Origin of the sequence: Streptomyces sp. NPDC000345 (genome assembly GCF_042898825.1) — a bacterium.
In the GTDB taxonomy this organism is placed as follows: Bacteria; Actinomycetota; Actinomycetes; order Streptomycetales; family Streptomycetaceae; genus Streptomyces.
On the sequence record NZ_JBIAZE010000001.1, the window covers coordinates 99,297 to 113,386 of the forward strand.

At 61.3% G+C, this 14,090-nt stretch carries 10 protein-coding genes; 1 reads left to right on the forward strand and 9 read right to left on the reverse strand.

Features of this window, described 5'->3' with window-relative positions; genetic code table 11:
* Window positions 1-150 precede the first annotated feature (150 nt).
* Window positions 151-1,170, forward strand: a complete 1,020-nt coding sequence (locus ACFY30_RS00505; protein ID WP_390842998.1) for an HNH endonuclease — start codon at window positions 151-153, stop codon at window positions 1,168-1,170.
* Window positions 1,171-1,290: 120 nt separating this feature from the next.
* Here ACFY30_RS00505 and ACFY30_RS00510 read toward each other — a convergent pair whose 3' ends face one another.
* From ACFY30_RS00510 to ACFY30_RS00550, 9 genes are all read right to left on the reverse strand, one after another.
* Window positions 1,291-2,472: a DNA cytosine methyltransferase gene (locus tag ACFY30_RS00510; protein ID WP_390842999.1), complete on the reverse strand. Its 1,182-nt coding sequence runs from the start codon at window positions 2,470-2,472 to the stop codon at window positions 1,291-1,293.
* Window positions 2,473-2,535: 63 nt separating this feature from the next.
* Window positions 2,536-3,294, reverse strand: coding sequence for a hypothetical protein (locus ACFY30_RS00515; protein WP_390843000.1), 759 nt, complete (start codon window positions 3,292-3,294; stop codon window positions 2,536-2,538).
* Window positions 3,295-3,310: 16 nt separating this feature from the next.
* Window positions 3,311-5,026: a DUF1998 domain-containing protein gene (locus ACFY30_RS00520; protein WP_390843001.1), complete on the reverse strand. Its 1,716-nt coding sequence runs from the start codon at window positions 5,024-5,026 to the stop codon at window positions 3,311-3,313.
* Window positions 5,019-7,577: a helicase-related protein gene (locus ACFY30_RS00525; protein ID WP_390843002.1), complete on the reverse strand. Its 2,559-nt coding sequence runs from the start codon at window positions 7,575-7,577 to the stop codon at window positions 5,019-5,021. The genes ACFY30_RS00520 and ACFY30_RS00525 overlap by 8 nt, the downstream gene beginning before the upstream one ends.
* Before the next feature lie 1,013 nt (window positions 7,578-8,590).
* Entirely contained in the window at window positions 8,591-10,021 is a 1,431-nt protein-coding gene (locus ACFY30_RS00530) for a hypothetical protein (RefSeq protein WP_390843003.1), read from the reverse strand.
* A gap of 2 nt (window positions 10,022-10,023) precedes the next feature.
* Window positions 10,024-10,590 carry a hypothetical protein gene (locus ACFY30_RS00535; RefSeq protein WP_390843004.1) on the reverse strand — a complete coding sequence of 189 codons (567 nt, stop codon included), beginning with the start codon at window positions 10,588-10,590 and terminating at the stop codon, window positions 10,024-10,026.
* A gap of 467 nt (window positions 10,591-11,057) precedes the next feature.
* Window positions 11,058-11,588, reverse strand: a complete 531-nt coding sequence (locus tag ACFY30_RS00540; RefSeq protein WP_390843005.1) for a DUF6083 domain-containing protein — start codon at window positions 11,586-11,588, stop codon at window positions 11,058-11,060.
* Between the two features lie 639 nt (window positions 11,589-12,227).
* Window positions 12,228-12,986, reverse strand: coding sequence for a MerR family transcriptional regulator (locus tag ACFY30_RS00545; protein ID WP_390843006.1), 759 nt, complete (start codon window positions 12,984-12,986; stop codon window positions 12,228-12,230).
* Window positions 12,987-13,066: 80 nt separating this feature from the next.
* On the reverse strand, window positions 13,067-14,083 hold the full coding sequence (locus ACFY30_RS00550; RefSeq protein WP_390843007.1) for a helix-turn-helix transcriptional regulator: 1,017 nt from the start codon (window positions 14,081-14,083) through the stop codon (window positions 13,067-13,069).
* Window positions 14,084-14,090 lie beyond the last annotated feature (7 nt).

Here is a 14,090-nt window from a genome sequence, read left to right on the forward strand (position 1 = left end):
TTCGTACAGTGGCGCGCTCCACCTTGACGCCCTGAACCACGCCCGCTCCACATGCGTGTGGGTCGACGGCAGACGGGATGGGAGCTGGGGAGAGTGGTGGTTGAGCCGGACGTCTAACGGGCTGTCAGCAGGGACGCTTACCCTTCCGCCATGCGCAAAGGTGCGATCAGCCGAGATGGTGTCCTCAAGGCAATAGCGGAGTACGACGAGTTGGGACGCGACAGGTTCCTGTCCGAGTACGGGTACAAGCCGGCGACCGGGTACCTCCTTGTGCACGAGGACCGGACATACGACTCCAAGGCCATCGCTGGTGTGGCTCACATGTTCGATCAAGGTCGAGCGCTGAGGTCGGATGAGTTGAGCGGGGGAAGGTCGCACGCCGCCAGGTGGCTCGCCCGACTTGGCTTCGTGATCCGCTCGTCACGGGATCCCGACTGGACGCGGGACGAGATCATCCTTGCCTGCGAGCTGGCGATGGCCAACGGCTGGAAGCGACTGGAGTACAACGACCCACGCGTGATCGAGCTGTCTGCACTGCTTCAGACCATGCCGATCCATTCTGAGGAAGTACGTACCGAGCTGTTCCGGAACCCCAACAGCGTGGCTCGCAAGACCGTCGACATCACGTGCCGACACCCGGACTACCGCGGGAGGCCCACGAACGGCAACGCGCTCGATGTCGAGGTCCTAAACGACTTTCTTGCCCGGCCGGCCGAGATGGCGGAGGTAGCCCGGCACATCCGGAACGGCCTCACCACAGGCGAATTGCAGGCGCTACCGCCGGAGGCCGAGGGAGAAGACGACTACAGCGCACCCGAGGGCAGGTTGCTGATACGCCGCCACAGGAGCCGCGAGCGGGACAAGGCGTTGCGCAAGAGGAAGATCAATGCCGTGCTGCGGCAGGGCCGCCGCCTCTCCTGTGAGGCGTGCGGCTTCGACTTCGAGGCGACGTACGGCCCGCGAGGCGCCGGATACATCGAGTGCCATCACGTCGTGCCTCTGCACGAGGCCGGCGAGGGGCGGACCAGGCTCAAGGATCTCGCTTTGATCTGTGCCAACTGCCACAGGATGATCCATCGCCGTGCGCCATGGCCGACACCCGGCGAACTCCGAAACCTCATTCAAGAGACAACGAACCAAGGTGGGACACGGCTCCGGTCGCACTCGTGAAGGCGTGAGGCTAGGGAGTAGGCGTGGCCACCGCCAGCCAGGCACCCAAGCCTGATACGCCCCCGTCAACCAACAACCGGAGCAGCATCTGACTTCTTGAGCCGAGCTCCTGCCATAAGGCTAGGCAACTGCCGCAAGGCCGTTCATGTGCTTCTCGTGCAGTTTGAGTGCGTCCATGAACGCAGGATTGTAGCGAAGGCGGCTCGCTTCAAGCCGAGTCCGAAAACCACGAGTGGCTCGCAGACTCAAGGGATGCGCCTGCGTTAGGTCGATGGTATCCAGAAGATGCCTATATGGAGCATGCATCGGCCACATGGAGGCCGACGACGCCCATCTACGCCCCTTATAGCCCCATGCAGCAAGGGGCCAGCGACTTGCACCTGCGCAATCAATGTCCGACGACCGCTCGTACGTCTGAGGCGCAATCAACTGATGAGCCAGCCATTCAGACACGCCCACCGTGACTGCGTTGCCTACCAGCTTCCAACGATGACCGACTCGACCCGTTGCGGCGGAGGTCCAACCAGGCGCGAATCCTTGGAGTACTTCGCCATCGGTGATGTGAGGAGTCACAATGGCACTCCCCGTCTGTGCTTCGGGAACCCATATCGCCGGAGCGGAGGAAATGCCCATGGAAGAGCCACCCTTGAGGGTGGGAATAGCGTCCTCCGCCCAGCCCAGGCCGGTGTTCCCCTCGGTCCAGTAGAACCCGAATGCGTCCTGCGTATAGCGGGACGGGTCAGGCTCCCCAGCCTCTGCAGCAAGCAGAGCATCCGAAGGATCATCGTCCTTAGCTGCCACCATCAGCACACGCTGCCGTCGCTGAGGAACGCCAGTGAAACGAGAGTCCACCACCCTGTACGCCCACCTGTAACCGAGGGCCTCCAACTCGGACACCAGGTATGCCATGGCTTTCCCTCTATCGAGCGCGAGCATATTGCGCACGTTCTCGATAACAACCCAGCGCGGGTTGCAGTCAGCCAACAGATCGAACAGGTGCTTGATGAGCCCTGAACTCTTCCCGTCAATACCCGCTGTTCGGCCTGCCTGTGACAGGTCGGTACAAGGAAATCCAGCCGTTACCACATCGACGTCCGGCAAGCCCTCAAGGGTCCGCACGTCCTCGTGCAGCGGTACGCTCGGGAAGTTGGCACGCAGCACGGCCTGTGCTGGGGACCAGAACTCGCACAGCAGCTCAGTACGGGCTCCGATCGAGCGGAACCCCAGCTCCAGCCCCCCGATGCCGGCGAACAGGCCAGCCACTCGTAGGGCGGAGCCGGGTGTAGTGACGACGTCGGGCATGCCGACCATACTGCCAGACCCGCCGCCAGATCTCGAGCCCAGGTAGTGGACTGCCACGCAACGTTACATGTCCGCCCAAACCATAGGTGGGTTATTGCGGGCATCGTAAGCGCGCACCACTGACCCAACGAAGCCGTCCAGGGTCAGAAATTCGTCCGCCGTAGGCCGCCGCTTCGCCGGTGGAGCTGGTCGCTCAACGTCATAGAAGTCGAGCCTACCCATCTCAGGACCCTCATGTTCGTAGAGCCCAATGAAGAACTTCTCAAAGAGATCAAGAGGGCCATCAGGACGGGCCCTACCCGCGCGATTACGGAAGGTGCGAACAGCAGCCCCGAACGACGATGGGTCGTGTCCGCCCTTGTAATCGTCACAAGCATCGTAGGGCAACAACAACAGGCCGATCAGGACAGCGTACGGCTGCCTCTGGTGATAGTCCATGGCTTCAGCCCTGAGTTCGGCGTCGTTGCGACTATAGTTCTTGGTATACCTACTACTTTTTCCGTCTGCCGCCTGAATATGCTTGAGTGACACCCCGAGCCCTAGACCCAATTGCGGAGTGGAGTAATTGACGTCAAGACGCTTAAAACCCTTTGCCGTCCGCGCCCTGGACTCTTGACCCTTTCCGTCAGGAGTTGGAAGGATCCCATCAAACTCGCCTCGCAGTTGGTTTGCTATGAACGTAGCCATATCATTGGCGAAGCGCGTCGCGTAGGCGATTCGCTCTCCCTGCGGCGCACCCTGAGAAGGCCGCGGATTAGCTGCCAGTACATCTATGAACGCCCCTAGGGGTATCTCGTTCAACGCCATCTGCTCGCTGGCCATAACAACGCACCTTTATCTACTCACTCGGGAGGAAGCCCGATTCTCCATGCAGCCTAAAGCGGGAAAGATGCCTATTCAACCACCGGCAGGATGGCTCACCGAGATGAAGACAGGCTGGACAAGCGCCATTCGCATGCCCGCACCCAGGATCCAACGGGCATCGGTGATCGGACTCCACGAAAGCACGAAGCAACTGGTGCAGCTCCTCTTCGAATACAGCTTGAAGGCCGCCTAGCACGAACTCACCTCGAGGCTGTGCATAGAGGAAGAATGCGCAATGAGCAGGAAGTAGGTGCTCGCCCAGCGATTCACGGTCGATGCCAGCGAAAACCGCAGTCTGGCGAATGAGTCGGTGGGCGTAAGAATGCACCAGCTCTGCGACACGACTACCCACCGTCGGCGTGGCAACATCCTCAAGGCGACCCGGCGTGCGATTATGGGCTAGGAGCATCAACCGTGCAGCTTGTGCGTCATTCACTTCGGGGAGATCTGGGAAATCCGATCGAAGCCAATCAGCTACCCGCATGGGATCCAGCCGCACCAAAATGGCCTCGGTCATGCCGACGTCGGCATGAACCCGAAATGCTCCTGTCCTTGTGCGGAAGGGCTGCAGTGTCGCTTTCGACGCATCGCCCCTGGTGTACCCATACATGCCTCGCAGAATGGGGAACTGGTCAACAAGGTCAATACCGGAGAGGCCGGCTGCTTGGATTGCAGCCGGGTAGTCGACGGCGAACTTTTCCTGCACGGACGGAGGCGCCGAGCGCCGAGCAAGCTCTTCGCTGCTTAGACGTCCCCCCCGAACAGCCAGTCTTACTTCGACGGCTTCGCTCTCAGCCTGGTCGATCAGGTCATCTGGAATACCACTAAGATCGACAGTCGACTCCTCCGGCAGCTCGCCGCTTGCCCGGAGGCTTTCCAGCATGATCTTGCGATACGTTTCAGGAAGACTAGCCAACCCCTCTTCGATTTCCTGCAGGCTTTTAGGGTTGTTAAATGAGTCCGCCTCTGGAATCTCATCCAACACCCACAAGAGGGCCTTGCGGCGCCCACCCGAGTTAGACACCTCTGCCAATGCCTCAGTCGAAGGCGGGTTGATCACGGTGATGGACTGAGGCGTGTAGACGCTGCTAGCACGGTGGACTGTATAGAAAACTGGCCCCTTCTTGCAGGCGGGGCACAGTCGTACCCCCAGACCCTTTCTGCTATTACGCCAGGTGCAACCGCGGCTAGGGCAATGAAATTCGATCTCGGCGGCTCTGGCGGTCCCTGGAGTTACGATCTTCATCAACCCGTGAGTAGGACATGGATTAACGAACGGATCCGTAAGGAATCCACATTCGTGGTAACCGACATAGTGAAGCTGGGCCCAGATTTTTTGGTGGCAGTTGGCACAAGATCGTTCTTCGTTGAACCCGATGGTGTCGCACTTACGGCATTGATACCAGCGCGGGAAGGGTTCCACCCTTACCCCTTGTTCCAGGTTCAGCCCGCGGATCTCCAAAGGATGGTTTCGCGAAAGAGCGCCGGCGAAGCCGCTGTCTCGACCAGTTGTGCTCCATCCTTGGATTTCTCTGATCAATTGATTTCGGATACGCTGCTCGTCGACGTCGACCCTTTCGGGTGATGTCCACTCAACAACTCTCCAAATGCGCGACTTAATGTCGACCGTCTGCTCGGGGAGGAGGTTGAACAAGATCTGATTCTTGTTACGCGACGCGAGTTCAGTCACGGTCAAAACCTCCGGTGTGAATAGGTGCAGATGGCTCAACATCTCGGAGCGACTGCATTGGAGCACGACCGTGTGGCAGAACCTTGCTCGGAAAAACGATGTTGGGCGCAGGGTTTCTAAGGCTGTATTCCCACAGCTCCAACCACTGCATCACATGACGACGCAAAACATGGTCGTCCTCGTTGGTGAACCCGAGCGCCTGAAGCAGCTCTTCCAGCTCCGATTGTGGCGACATACCTTCAGCATCGAGAAATGCGGTGTACTGCTGGATCATTGTGAGGGCCTTGTCAGCAGTTCGCTCATGCACGAGCAGACGCCGAGCTTCCGCCAACCCGGGAAGAGTGAGATCAAGAACCCGGCGACTACGCCTAGTGACAGGCACGGGTTCTACGAACCTGTCACCTTGCTTCACGTATGGCACGAACTGACGAAAACTGGCGGCGTCACGTTCGCGGCTCATACGGTGCAGCACGTAAACCAGCCCCGGGTAGGTTCGTCCCACGCGTGCTGTTGTTTGAATGAACTCGGCAGTCGTGAGAGGCAATCCGTGTATCACCATGATGTTGAAGCGCTCCACATCGACGCCGTGGGATAGCATCGAGGAGGCGGCGACAGCGTGGATCCGGTCGGCGTAGGCCGGCTCAGGTTCCTCAAGGCGGTTCAGTACCTTCCTCACTTCTGCGAAGGAGGTATTACCTGTCAGCGTAACCGCGTTAAGAGATAGCTGACCGACGTCCACCTGCCCTTCGAGAGAACGTCGGATTGCCTCGACATCCCGAACGGTATTTCCATAGACCACGTTCACACCGTAGAACGAAACAAGTCTCGAGGCGTGCACAACATCGATACCCGCCTCGGTACAAACTACTTCTGGTTCCTTTGTGAGTCGTAGTACTCCGCGTTGTAAGGCTTCTACCGTGCGGTCACTTACGAATTCGTGTGTGACTCCGCGGGGTGCCACAGCAACGTACCTCCGCAGCAACTGTCCTGGGTTTTTTCCTGGGTCAGGCTGACTGCTCCAGAAAGACTCGCCGCTCACAACCCCCTGCAAGGGAAATACGCGACCAGGTCGGTTAAAAAGCACTCCTACCTGTCGGTCATGACCAGACAGAGTTGCCGACGAGGCGATGACTTTACACCGGGCCCCGCCAGGAAACGCCTGTTGCACGTGATCCATGAGGCTCTCGTAGTGGGAGTCCACCGCTCCCAGGGAGTCTCTCAGCAGGTGCACTTCGTCTTGTAGGCGCATGGTCAATCCGTACCAGTGCGCGGGTTGAATAAGCGGTTTCACGGGAGCTTCGCAGTCCCAGACAAGGCAGCCGTTCTTCTTACTGGCCCTTCCAGCGTAAACGTGCCCATGACCAATCGACGAACAGAAACCGTTGGGTGGAGCGAAGAATCCCGCGATCGACGCCTGGAATCCCATAAGCGCGGCTTTGTCTAGCGTCCCAATCACTACCGTCGGCAGGAACCGGAAGATCTCGTCATCGACGACATAGAAGGGCAGCGCCGGCATCTTCCATGGACACCCCTTGCCCCTCCTATTGCACCGATGCTCAAGCTTCACGAGTTCCCTGTTGAAGCCCATCTCAAGACTGTCATGCTTACAAAATGGGCACTGTAGAAGAACCTTGTAGCGTCCCGGCATGTCGGGGTCATTGAAGTCTGGCTCTCCGGACTTAGGGCGCTTAGCCAGGCGATTGGGTGTACTCTCGCGACCCACGAAATATCCCAACGAAATGTACGCCCCGGGAATTTCCTCTCTCTGGCGCACCAGTTCTGCGCCCGCAAGGGCATTGGCGAACCTTTGCGTCTGCTGCATCGACAGCATGCGGAGGGGAAAACGGCTCCACGCAGTTACGCCCGTCTTTCGTCCCTTGATTCTCTCATATAGTGCCGCAGTGACGAGCAGGCCAAGGTATGTCTCAGTTTTACCGCCGCCGGTAGCGAACCACACAGTGTCGACGAAGTCGTCACCCTCGTCATCACGCAGGACCGAGGAGATTGTGGACAGCAGGAAAGCGATTTGAAAGGATCTCCAACCCTCGTATTTAAGCTGTCCATCGACTTTGGTGGCGCTATGCTTCATGGCCTCATTCATGAGCTTGAAAGCGCGCCTAAGGTCATCGTTTCTGCGTAGGAGGTCCACTCCGTTACGGATGCGCAGCGCTTCTAGGTGTGCTTTTTGGGCCTCGCCTAGAGCCTCATCCATCATCCGGTCATCCCAACCGTTCTCCTCCTTCCGTCTGAGGAGTGCAGTCTCTTCCCAGTGCTCGTCAACCCACTTCTCGAAGCTGGCCACCAGGATTTCCAGTTGCTCAATGGGAGCATCAGCTAGCGTCTCGAAAGAAAGGTCAGGTTGGACGGGTGAGGGCGTGCCGTATTCTGGGCGACCGCCGTCGACCACTATGGTGTCAGCGCTCCGGAAGACGCCGCCCTCAGCCTCGACGCCGCAATTGTGCCCATATGCCTCGATACGGCGGTCATATCTGAAGGAATCCGGCAAAGATTCCAACATGTAGGGTTGGGTTTCCAACCCCTCGATCTGCAAACTTACTTCGTAAAGCTGACGGCTGAGTACGTTTCCGTCACGGGATTTCGGATTAGCGGGAGACGTGTTCACGACCTGCACGAATAGTTCCGACCGGCCTCGGCGACGCTCCTTGGAAACTCGAACTTCTGCAGACAGGCCACCTGCTCCGACGTTGCTAAGCGCCTCTTCCAAAGCGCTTCTGCCGAAAGCCCGCTCGGTGTCGCCCTCGAACGCGACATTCACTACGACCTTGGCTTCGGACGTTCGACGCCAAGGTTGTTCTGCATCCGCGTCATCCCTAACCCAGGCTCGGCAGCCGATCGTTGCCGTAAGAAACCAGGGTCCTTCATCCTGCTTCGGACGTACACGAATCCCGATAGCACAGGGTGTGAGTCGCTCCCCACGGGCTCCGAGCTTGCGTTGAGTTTCCTCCATCACAGCTTCGCACTCAAGGAGGCCCAGCCAGAAGCGGTTTGCTGGGTCCACGCGACTCCGGTACAGACCATCGCCTCTGCCGGCGGTGACCACCTGCTTGTCCAGCCAGCCGATGAACCGAGTACAAGCTTCTCGGAACCCATGGGGCTCAGATGTGGTCACAGGGCCTCCAGTTGCACCTACCGCGGGGGAGGCTGTGCTCCTGTGACGAGACCGTCTATCGCCTGGGCGTACGAGGCGTGAGGTGCCGCCACAGTGAGGTATTCCCCCTACTTCAGGCACGTACCGTACGTCACCATGGGACATGATGTGACGATCTTTCAACACTCGGTCAGCGCTCGGCCCACTCGTGATGCCCAACTGCGCATGGATGCACCCAAGTCACCCCTAGGGCCCAGTGCTAACTGGAGGGTTCCCGGCAACTGTCCCGAGAGCCCCAAGGGGCCCCTGTCCTCCGTCCAGTACTCCGTCTGGGACCAGTGCGGTGCGGCGTTGCACACCCGCTGGTGACTACCCACCCTCTCCGCCGACCAGCTCACCCGCCCCGTGTTGCCTGCAGGGCGCTGGCCGCCGCACCTTCGACTACGAGGGTGCGTTTAGACATGGGGATCGCTGCCGCGGGCCAGGACGTCCGTCACCACTCGGATTAGTTCTCTGGCGAGGACTGGATTCTTTGCTGTCGCCACCATGCGCGTGAAATCGGCCGTGATAATGGGGGATTCCTTGCGGGATCGAAGTTCCACCATGGGAACATGAAATGAGTCGTGAATGTTGGCTGTGATCGACTGCACGTCGCGGTAGACGTCTGCGTCCCGCTCTCCAGTCACGCGAACCCGTCGATTCAGGCCCTGCAAAGTTACGCCAGACAAATGGAACTCGTTCAGCTGGTCTCGGATCCGATCCCAACGCGCAGGGCGAGACTCTTCCCGACCTTTGATCCGCCTACCATCTGCTGTGAGCATTATGCGATAGTGTCCAGCGATCATATTCAACATCCGAGCTCGGATTTCCCACCGCGGCGCCGACGAAGATCCACTGTCCTCTTGGACATTGAAGCCGAGAGCGGCTCGGGTGGCCAGCCACCGACCTAGGTTTGGCTCGACCAGGCGCGTCAAGTCGACACCAACCAAGTCGTCCGCAATTGCTTCCAGGCTTTCCAGGGAAAGCATTGACCCGATGTGTGCCCAGTAGAGAGGATCCGCTGTGACGTCGCTCCGGCCGAGGAGATATGGGAGCACAACCCGAAGTTCTGCCTCCGACAAGCGACCATCAACTACCTGTCGCTCGGCGTCAGCTAGCTGCACCGCAGGCAGAATGAGGGGGGAGGTATCGCCAGTGATTCCGATCTTCATCAACTGTGCAGCCCGCTCCAGGCGCACTGCAGCCTCGCCGCGGAACAGCCGCCCCACCACATGCGTAAACTCGTCGAGGTTAGAGATCTCATCCCTGGTCTCAGGATCTTGAGTCGCAGCCCGCCTGAGCCCCTGCGTGGTAGAAGTCGTCAACAACCCGCGCCCACCTCGTATAACGTTGGCGCGAACTAGAGCGAGCAAAGGAAATCGCACTCGTGCCGGGGTTGGATCAACGTCGTCATGCCACAGGGCAGTTGGTCGTGCGCCCCCACTGGAGAACTGCTCAATTGCCGTGATATCGGTTACGAGCAATCCTGAGTTTTCGTCGATCTCCTCCCTCACCACTTCCAGCGTTTCAGCGTCTTCCTCACCCTTTAGAGCCAAGACGATCGGCGCCGCCCAAGAAAGCGATGCTACGTCCTTCCCTAGAGCCGCAGAGCGGAGTGTGAATCGGAGAAAGACGTCTCGTTCGACCTTTTTCCCTCCTTCTTTCCATTGAAGGATCAAGTCCGGCACGTAACTATGGTTGAAATAACCGGTGGCTTTGATTTCAGTTGACGGATCGAGTGACTTCAGCTGAGAGATCACAGCCGATCGAACGCCCGAGATGAGATCGTCGGGCCGGGGTTCACGAAGCGCCCTTGCGATCTCGGTCTGTGCCTGCAAAGCGCTCATCGTTACATCCCCTTCCGGTTCAATGCTTGCTCGACCTTATATAGCTCTTCACGGGTGAGGAAGAGTTTTTCCTGACACGGATTCAGAACAAGCAGCCAAAGCCTTTCTGACACTCGGTCAACGATTTCCGAATTTACGTCAGCCCCGTCCAGAACCTCTGGATGAGTCTTCAACGCGTCGCGGATTTCCTGTTTGCTAGTGAGGTGTACCCACTTCCCTTGACTGAAGGGGTGCCACGTCACCCACATGAACTCACGCCGGCGGTCAATGCCGTCACGTATATCTCGAGCTGTAATGCTGTATGCATTAGCTAGATACTCGGTGTATTCCTCAGGCTGCCGTCCGACAACTGAGTATTTTTTCACCTCTACGAAAAGAGGACGCTTAGTAGCCAGAAAGTGCCCCGATAGGTCATATCGTTTGATCGCCCCGTCGAGCCTCACAAGCGAAGTCTGTTCAGGTACTTCGTACACGCTGAATGGAAGTTCGATGTGGGTCGTGCTTTCGAGCCATTGTTTGGCTAGCAGTACGCCCCTCTCCCCTTCCTTATGCGAGGTTTCGGCCACCATGGTGCAAGCATAGGCTCAACTGGGCTTCCCTGGAACGGTGTTGCCCCCAGGTGCTCTTGAGTCAGCGATCAACTTCTCCCTGCCCACACAGCCGAGTCTGTCGTAGTCATAGGTCCGCGATCCGCACGGGCAGGTCCTCAGAGCTAGGCTGCTTCAGCCACTCAGGCATCTTCCCGCGTCACTCACGCGGCGTTGGCTGTCGTGGACGAATAGTGGACGCGAAAGCACCTGCTAGCAGGCCGATACCGCCCTCACTTGCACGGATGGCTGCAACGGTCGGGGCCTCCGGAGCCGTGTGCGCAGGTTCGAATCCTGCCGGGGGCACCTCGAAGAAGGTGCCTAAAGACCCCGCCACCAGCGCAAACGCTGAGGACGGGGTCTTCGCGTATGCGCAGGCGTACGCGGAGCAGAGCGGCCCGTGGACACGTGGTTCCCCTGGTCAGCCCAGGGAACTTCCATCGTGTTCCTCAGCCCGCGTCCGGCCACTCCTCAGGGGGCGGTGGTGGTGGCTTCGGGGCGCTCTCTCGGTTCGCTTGACGCGTGTTCTCTTGTCGGAGGCTGGTCAACCATGGCCATAGATCCGGCAGAGCCTGCTGCGGGCACGCGAGGCGGTGCTCGATGCGGCACCGCTGGAACTGATCCGGCGGACACACCCCGTAGACCGTCACCCGCCCGTCGGACAGTTCGATCCAGCGATGCTCCGCCGGCACCGTGTGGGCCAGCGGGTGCATGTCCGGCTCCAGGAGCACCCAGTCCTGCTCAAGCGTCGCTACCCGATCTTGTAAGAGCCCGCAGTAGGGGCAACGGTGCTGCCCACTGGCCAGGCGGCGCGGCTTCTCATCCAAAACCCCCATAACGTGAGGGTCGCCAGGCAGTCGGTCAAGGCGTAGAGCGCGAACCGGACGGAACGCCTGGGGTAGCCGCGCACCGACGAGACGCGACGCGACGCGGCAGGTGCAACCAGCACCTGACGGCCGACGGCGCACGGCCGAGACCATGCGAAGCCCCCGAGAATCCGCCGTGCGGGCCGGGGGCCAACGGCTTGCGTGCACGACCCCTCGTATGCGCCCAACAGCTCCGCCATCGTTCGGTCGGCCACCTCCTGCCGACCATCGATGCACTTGGCATGGCGAGGCAGCAGGACATCCGCACTGTCACCCGCCCGTTCAGCAGCCTCGGTCGCATCCACTCCTGCGTTGAGTCAGGTGGACAGCGCCGAGTGCCGCAACTCATAGGGCCGCGCGGCGAGCGGCGAGGCAACGGCGGTCGGTGGAAGCGCCAAGGCCCGAGCTTCCTGCCAGACGCGGTAGGACGGCGACGAGCCGACCACTCCCCCGCGCTCCTTGGTGAACAGCCGTCCGTCCGGAGCGGTCCACGCAGAGCCGGCGAGCCGGCACGTCGTGAGTGGCGCAGGGGAGGAGATGCACGAGGGTGGCGAGCAGCCGGTCGACGCGAACCCAGTCAATGCGGTTTGTCTGGTGGCCTTGTGCACGACTTCCGACAGTGGCTGTTCAGCTCGTCGGGAGGCGGCTTTTCGTGAGTGGAGTCGTTGTCCACGAGAACGGGCGGCTGTCTGTCGAGGTGGCCACGGTCGGTCCTCGGGATCGAACATTGCCGGGACGGCGGTGCGCCGTACCTCAGTGCAGCCTGGTGGTGGCGTACGCCTCGATGGCGTCGCGCTGATACGTGGCCAGGCCGGGGGCGATCGCCTCGTAGGCGGTGCGCCAGGCGTCGTTGTCCACGCAGGAGCGTCCGATGGCCCTGTACTCCTCGGCGGACACGGCACGCAGCTGGGTCAGTGCCCGGTACTGGGTGTCGATCTCGGCCTGGACCGGCTCGGCGTCGGCCGGTTCGCCCGCGGCCATGAGCTCGGCCAGTCGGATCATCTGCGCAGTGCGTTCACGGTGCCCGGCGTCGGCGTCGGCCTGGCTCATCGTGGCCGCGCGCCGTCCGACCTCCTCCGCGAGTTCGGGGAAGTCGGACATGTTCTCCTCATAGTCGGCGGGCTGGACGCCCTCGAAGAGGTTCTCCGGTCGGTTGATGGTCATGGGGGTGCCGTCCTTCCTGGACTGCTCCAGTTCGGCGATCGTGCGGGACACGGTGCCGGCCAGGGCGTCGAGCCGGTCCCGCTCCGCGAGCAGCCGTCGGTGGTGGCCCCGCAGGGCATCCACTTCGTCGACCTGCTCGGACAGGATCCGGCCGATCTCCGGCAGTCCGACGCCCAGCGCCCGGAGTACGAGGATCTGCTGCAACAGCAGAAGCTGGTGCTCCTCGTAGTAGCGGTGTCCGTTGGCGCCGATCCGGGCCGGGGGCAGCAGGCCGGTTTCGTCGTAGTGACGCAGTGTCCGGGCGGTCACGCCCGACATCCGGGCCACCTCTGAGATCGGCCAGTCCATCCCGACTCCCGCATGTGTGTGCCGCCAGGGCGGTCTCTCCGGCCCTGGTCACGACCGTAGAAGCTGCCGCAACGGCAACCTCAACCCCGAGGCCCCGGTTCCTCGCAGTCGAACAGACACGGTTTGCAGGCCAGGCGGCACCGGTCCGGAGGGCCTTCTGTCCGGGGTCGCTCCTCGTAGCGGGTGGAGAGAGTTCGTACCGTCTCGGCGATGCGGTCGCGGAGTTCGGCCGGTGCCATGACCTCGACGTCGGTGCCAAGCCGCAGAAACTCCTGGTGGGCGTGGTCGATCGATTCGATGGGCACCCGGGTCTGGGTCCATCCGTCACCCGCGGGTGTCACACCGAGGCGGCGGGCGCCCTCCGGGGTGAGCCGTACCAGGGCCTCCCCTGTGTGCAGCCGGGACCGGAAGTCGGCCAGATGGCCGTTCCAGTGCGCGGCCAGGTCGAACCCGTCCGGGATGACGAACTCCTCATCCAGCGTGTGGACTTCGAGGATCTGGTCGACCCGGTAGGTGCGGATCCCGGACGGCCCGCCGGCGACCAGGTACCAGCGGCCGGCCTTGAGTACGAGTCCGTACGGCTCCACCCGCCGCTCGATCTCCTCAGGCGCCCGCCAGCGCAGGTATCGCAGGACCACCGCCCGCCGCGCCCACATCGCGGTGGCGACCTCCGGCAGGTGAGGCGCACGGTCGGCCTCGCCGTACCAGCCGGGGGCGTCGAGCAGGAAGCTCGTCCGGATCCGCTCGGCCTGCTCACGCAGCTCCGCCGGAAGGGCGGCCCGCAGCTTGAGCTGGGCGGTGGTGAGCGCGTCGCCGAAGCCGAGCTGGGCGGCGGCGCCGGGGAGCGCCGTCAGGAACGCGGCCTGGGCCTCGTCCGCGGTCAGTCCGGTGAGCCGGGTCCGATAGCCGTCGACCAGCCGGTAGCCGCCCGTGTGTCCGGCCTGACCGTACAGCGGGATGCCCGCGGCGGCGAGCGCCTCCACGTCCCGGTAGACCGTACGGACGGAGACCTCCAGTTCCTCGGCCAGCTGGCCCGCCGTCATCCGACCCCGGTTCTGGAGCAGCAGAAGCAGCGTGACCAGTCGGCTCGCGCGCATGCCGCTC

Excerpts from the sequence above, each read along its gene's own strand:
- ACFY30_RS00505 (WP_390842998.1), top strand. The coding sequence starts at position 151 with ATGCGCAAAGGTGCGATCAGCCGAGATGGTGTCCTCAAGGCAATAGCG.
- ACFY30_RS00510 (WP_390842999.1), bottom strand. The coding sequence starts at position 2,472 with ATGCCCGACGTCGTCACTACACCCGGCTCCGCCCTACGAGTGGCTGGC.
- ACFY30_RS00515 (WP_390843000.1), bottom strand. The coding sequence starts at position 3,294 with ATGGCCAGCGAGCAGATGGCGTTGAACGAGATACCCCTAGGGGCGTTC.
- ACFY30_RS00530 (WP_390843003.1), bottom strand. The coding sequence starts at position 10,021 with ATGAGCGCTTTGCAGGCACAGACCGAGATCGCAAGGGCGCTTCGTGAA.
- ACFY30_RS00535 (WP_390843004.1), bottom strand. The coding sequence starts at position 10,590 with ATGGTGGCCGAAACCTCGCATAAGGAAGGGGAGAGGGGCGTACTGCTA.
- ACFY30_RS00540 (WP_390843005.1), bottom strand. The coding sequence starts at position 11,588 with ATGGTCTCGGCCGTGCGCCGTCGGCCGTCAGGTGCTGGTTGCACCTGC.
- ACFY30_RS00545 (WP_390843006.1), bottom strand. The coding sequence starts at position 12,986 with ATGGACTGGCCGATCTCAGAGGTGGCCCGGATGTCGGGCGTGACCGCC.
- ACFY30_RS00550 (WP_390843007.1), bottom strand. The coding sequence starts at position 14,083 with ATGCGCGCGAGCCGACTGGTCACGCTGCTTCTGCTGCTCCAGAACCGG.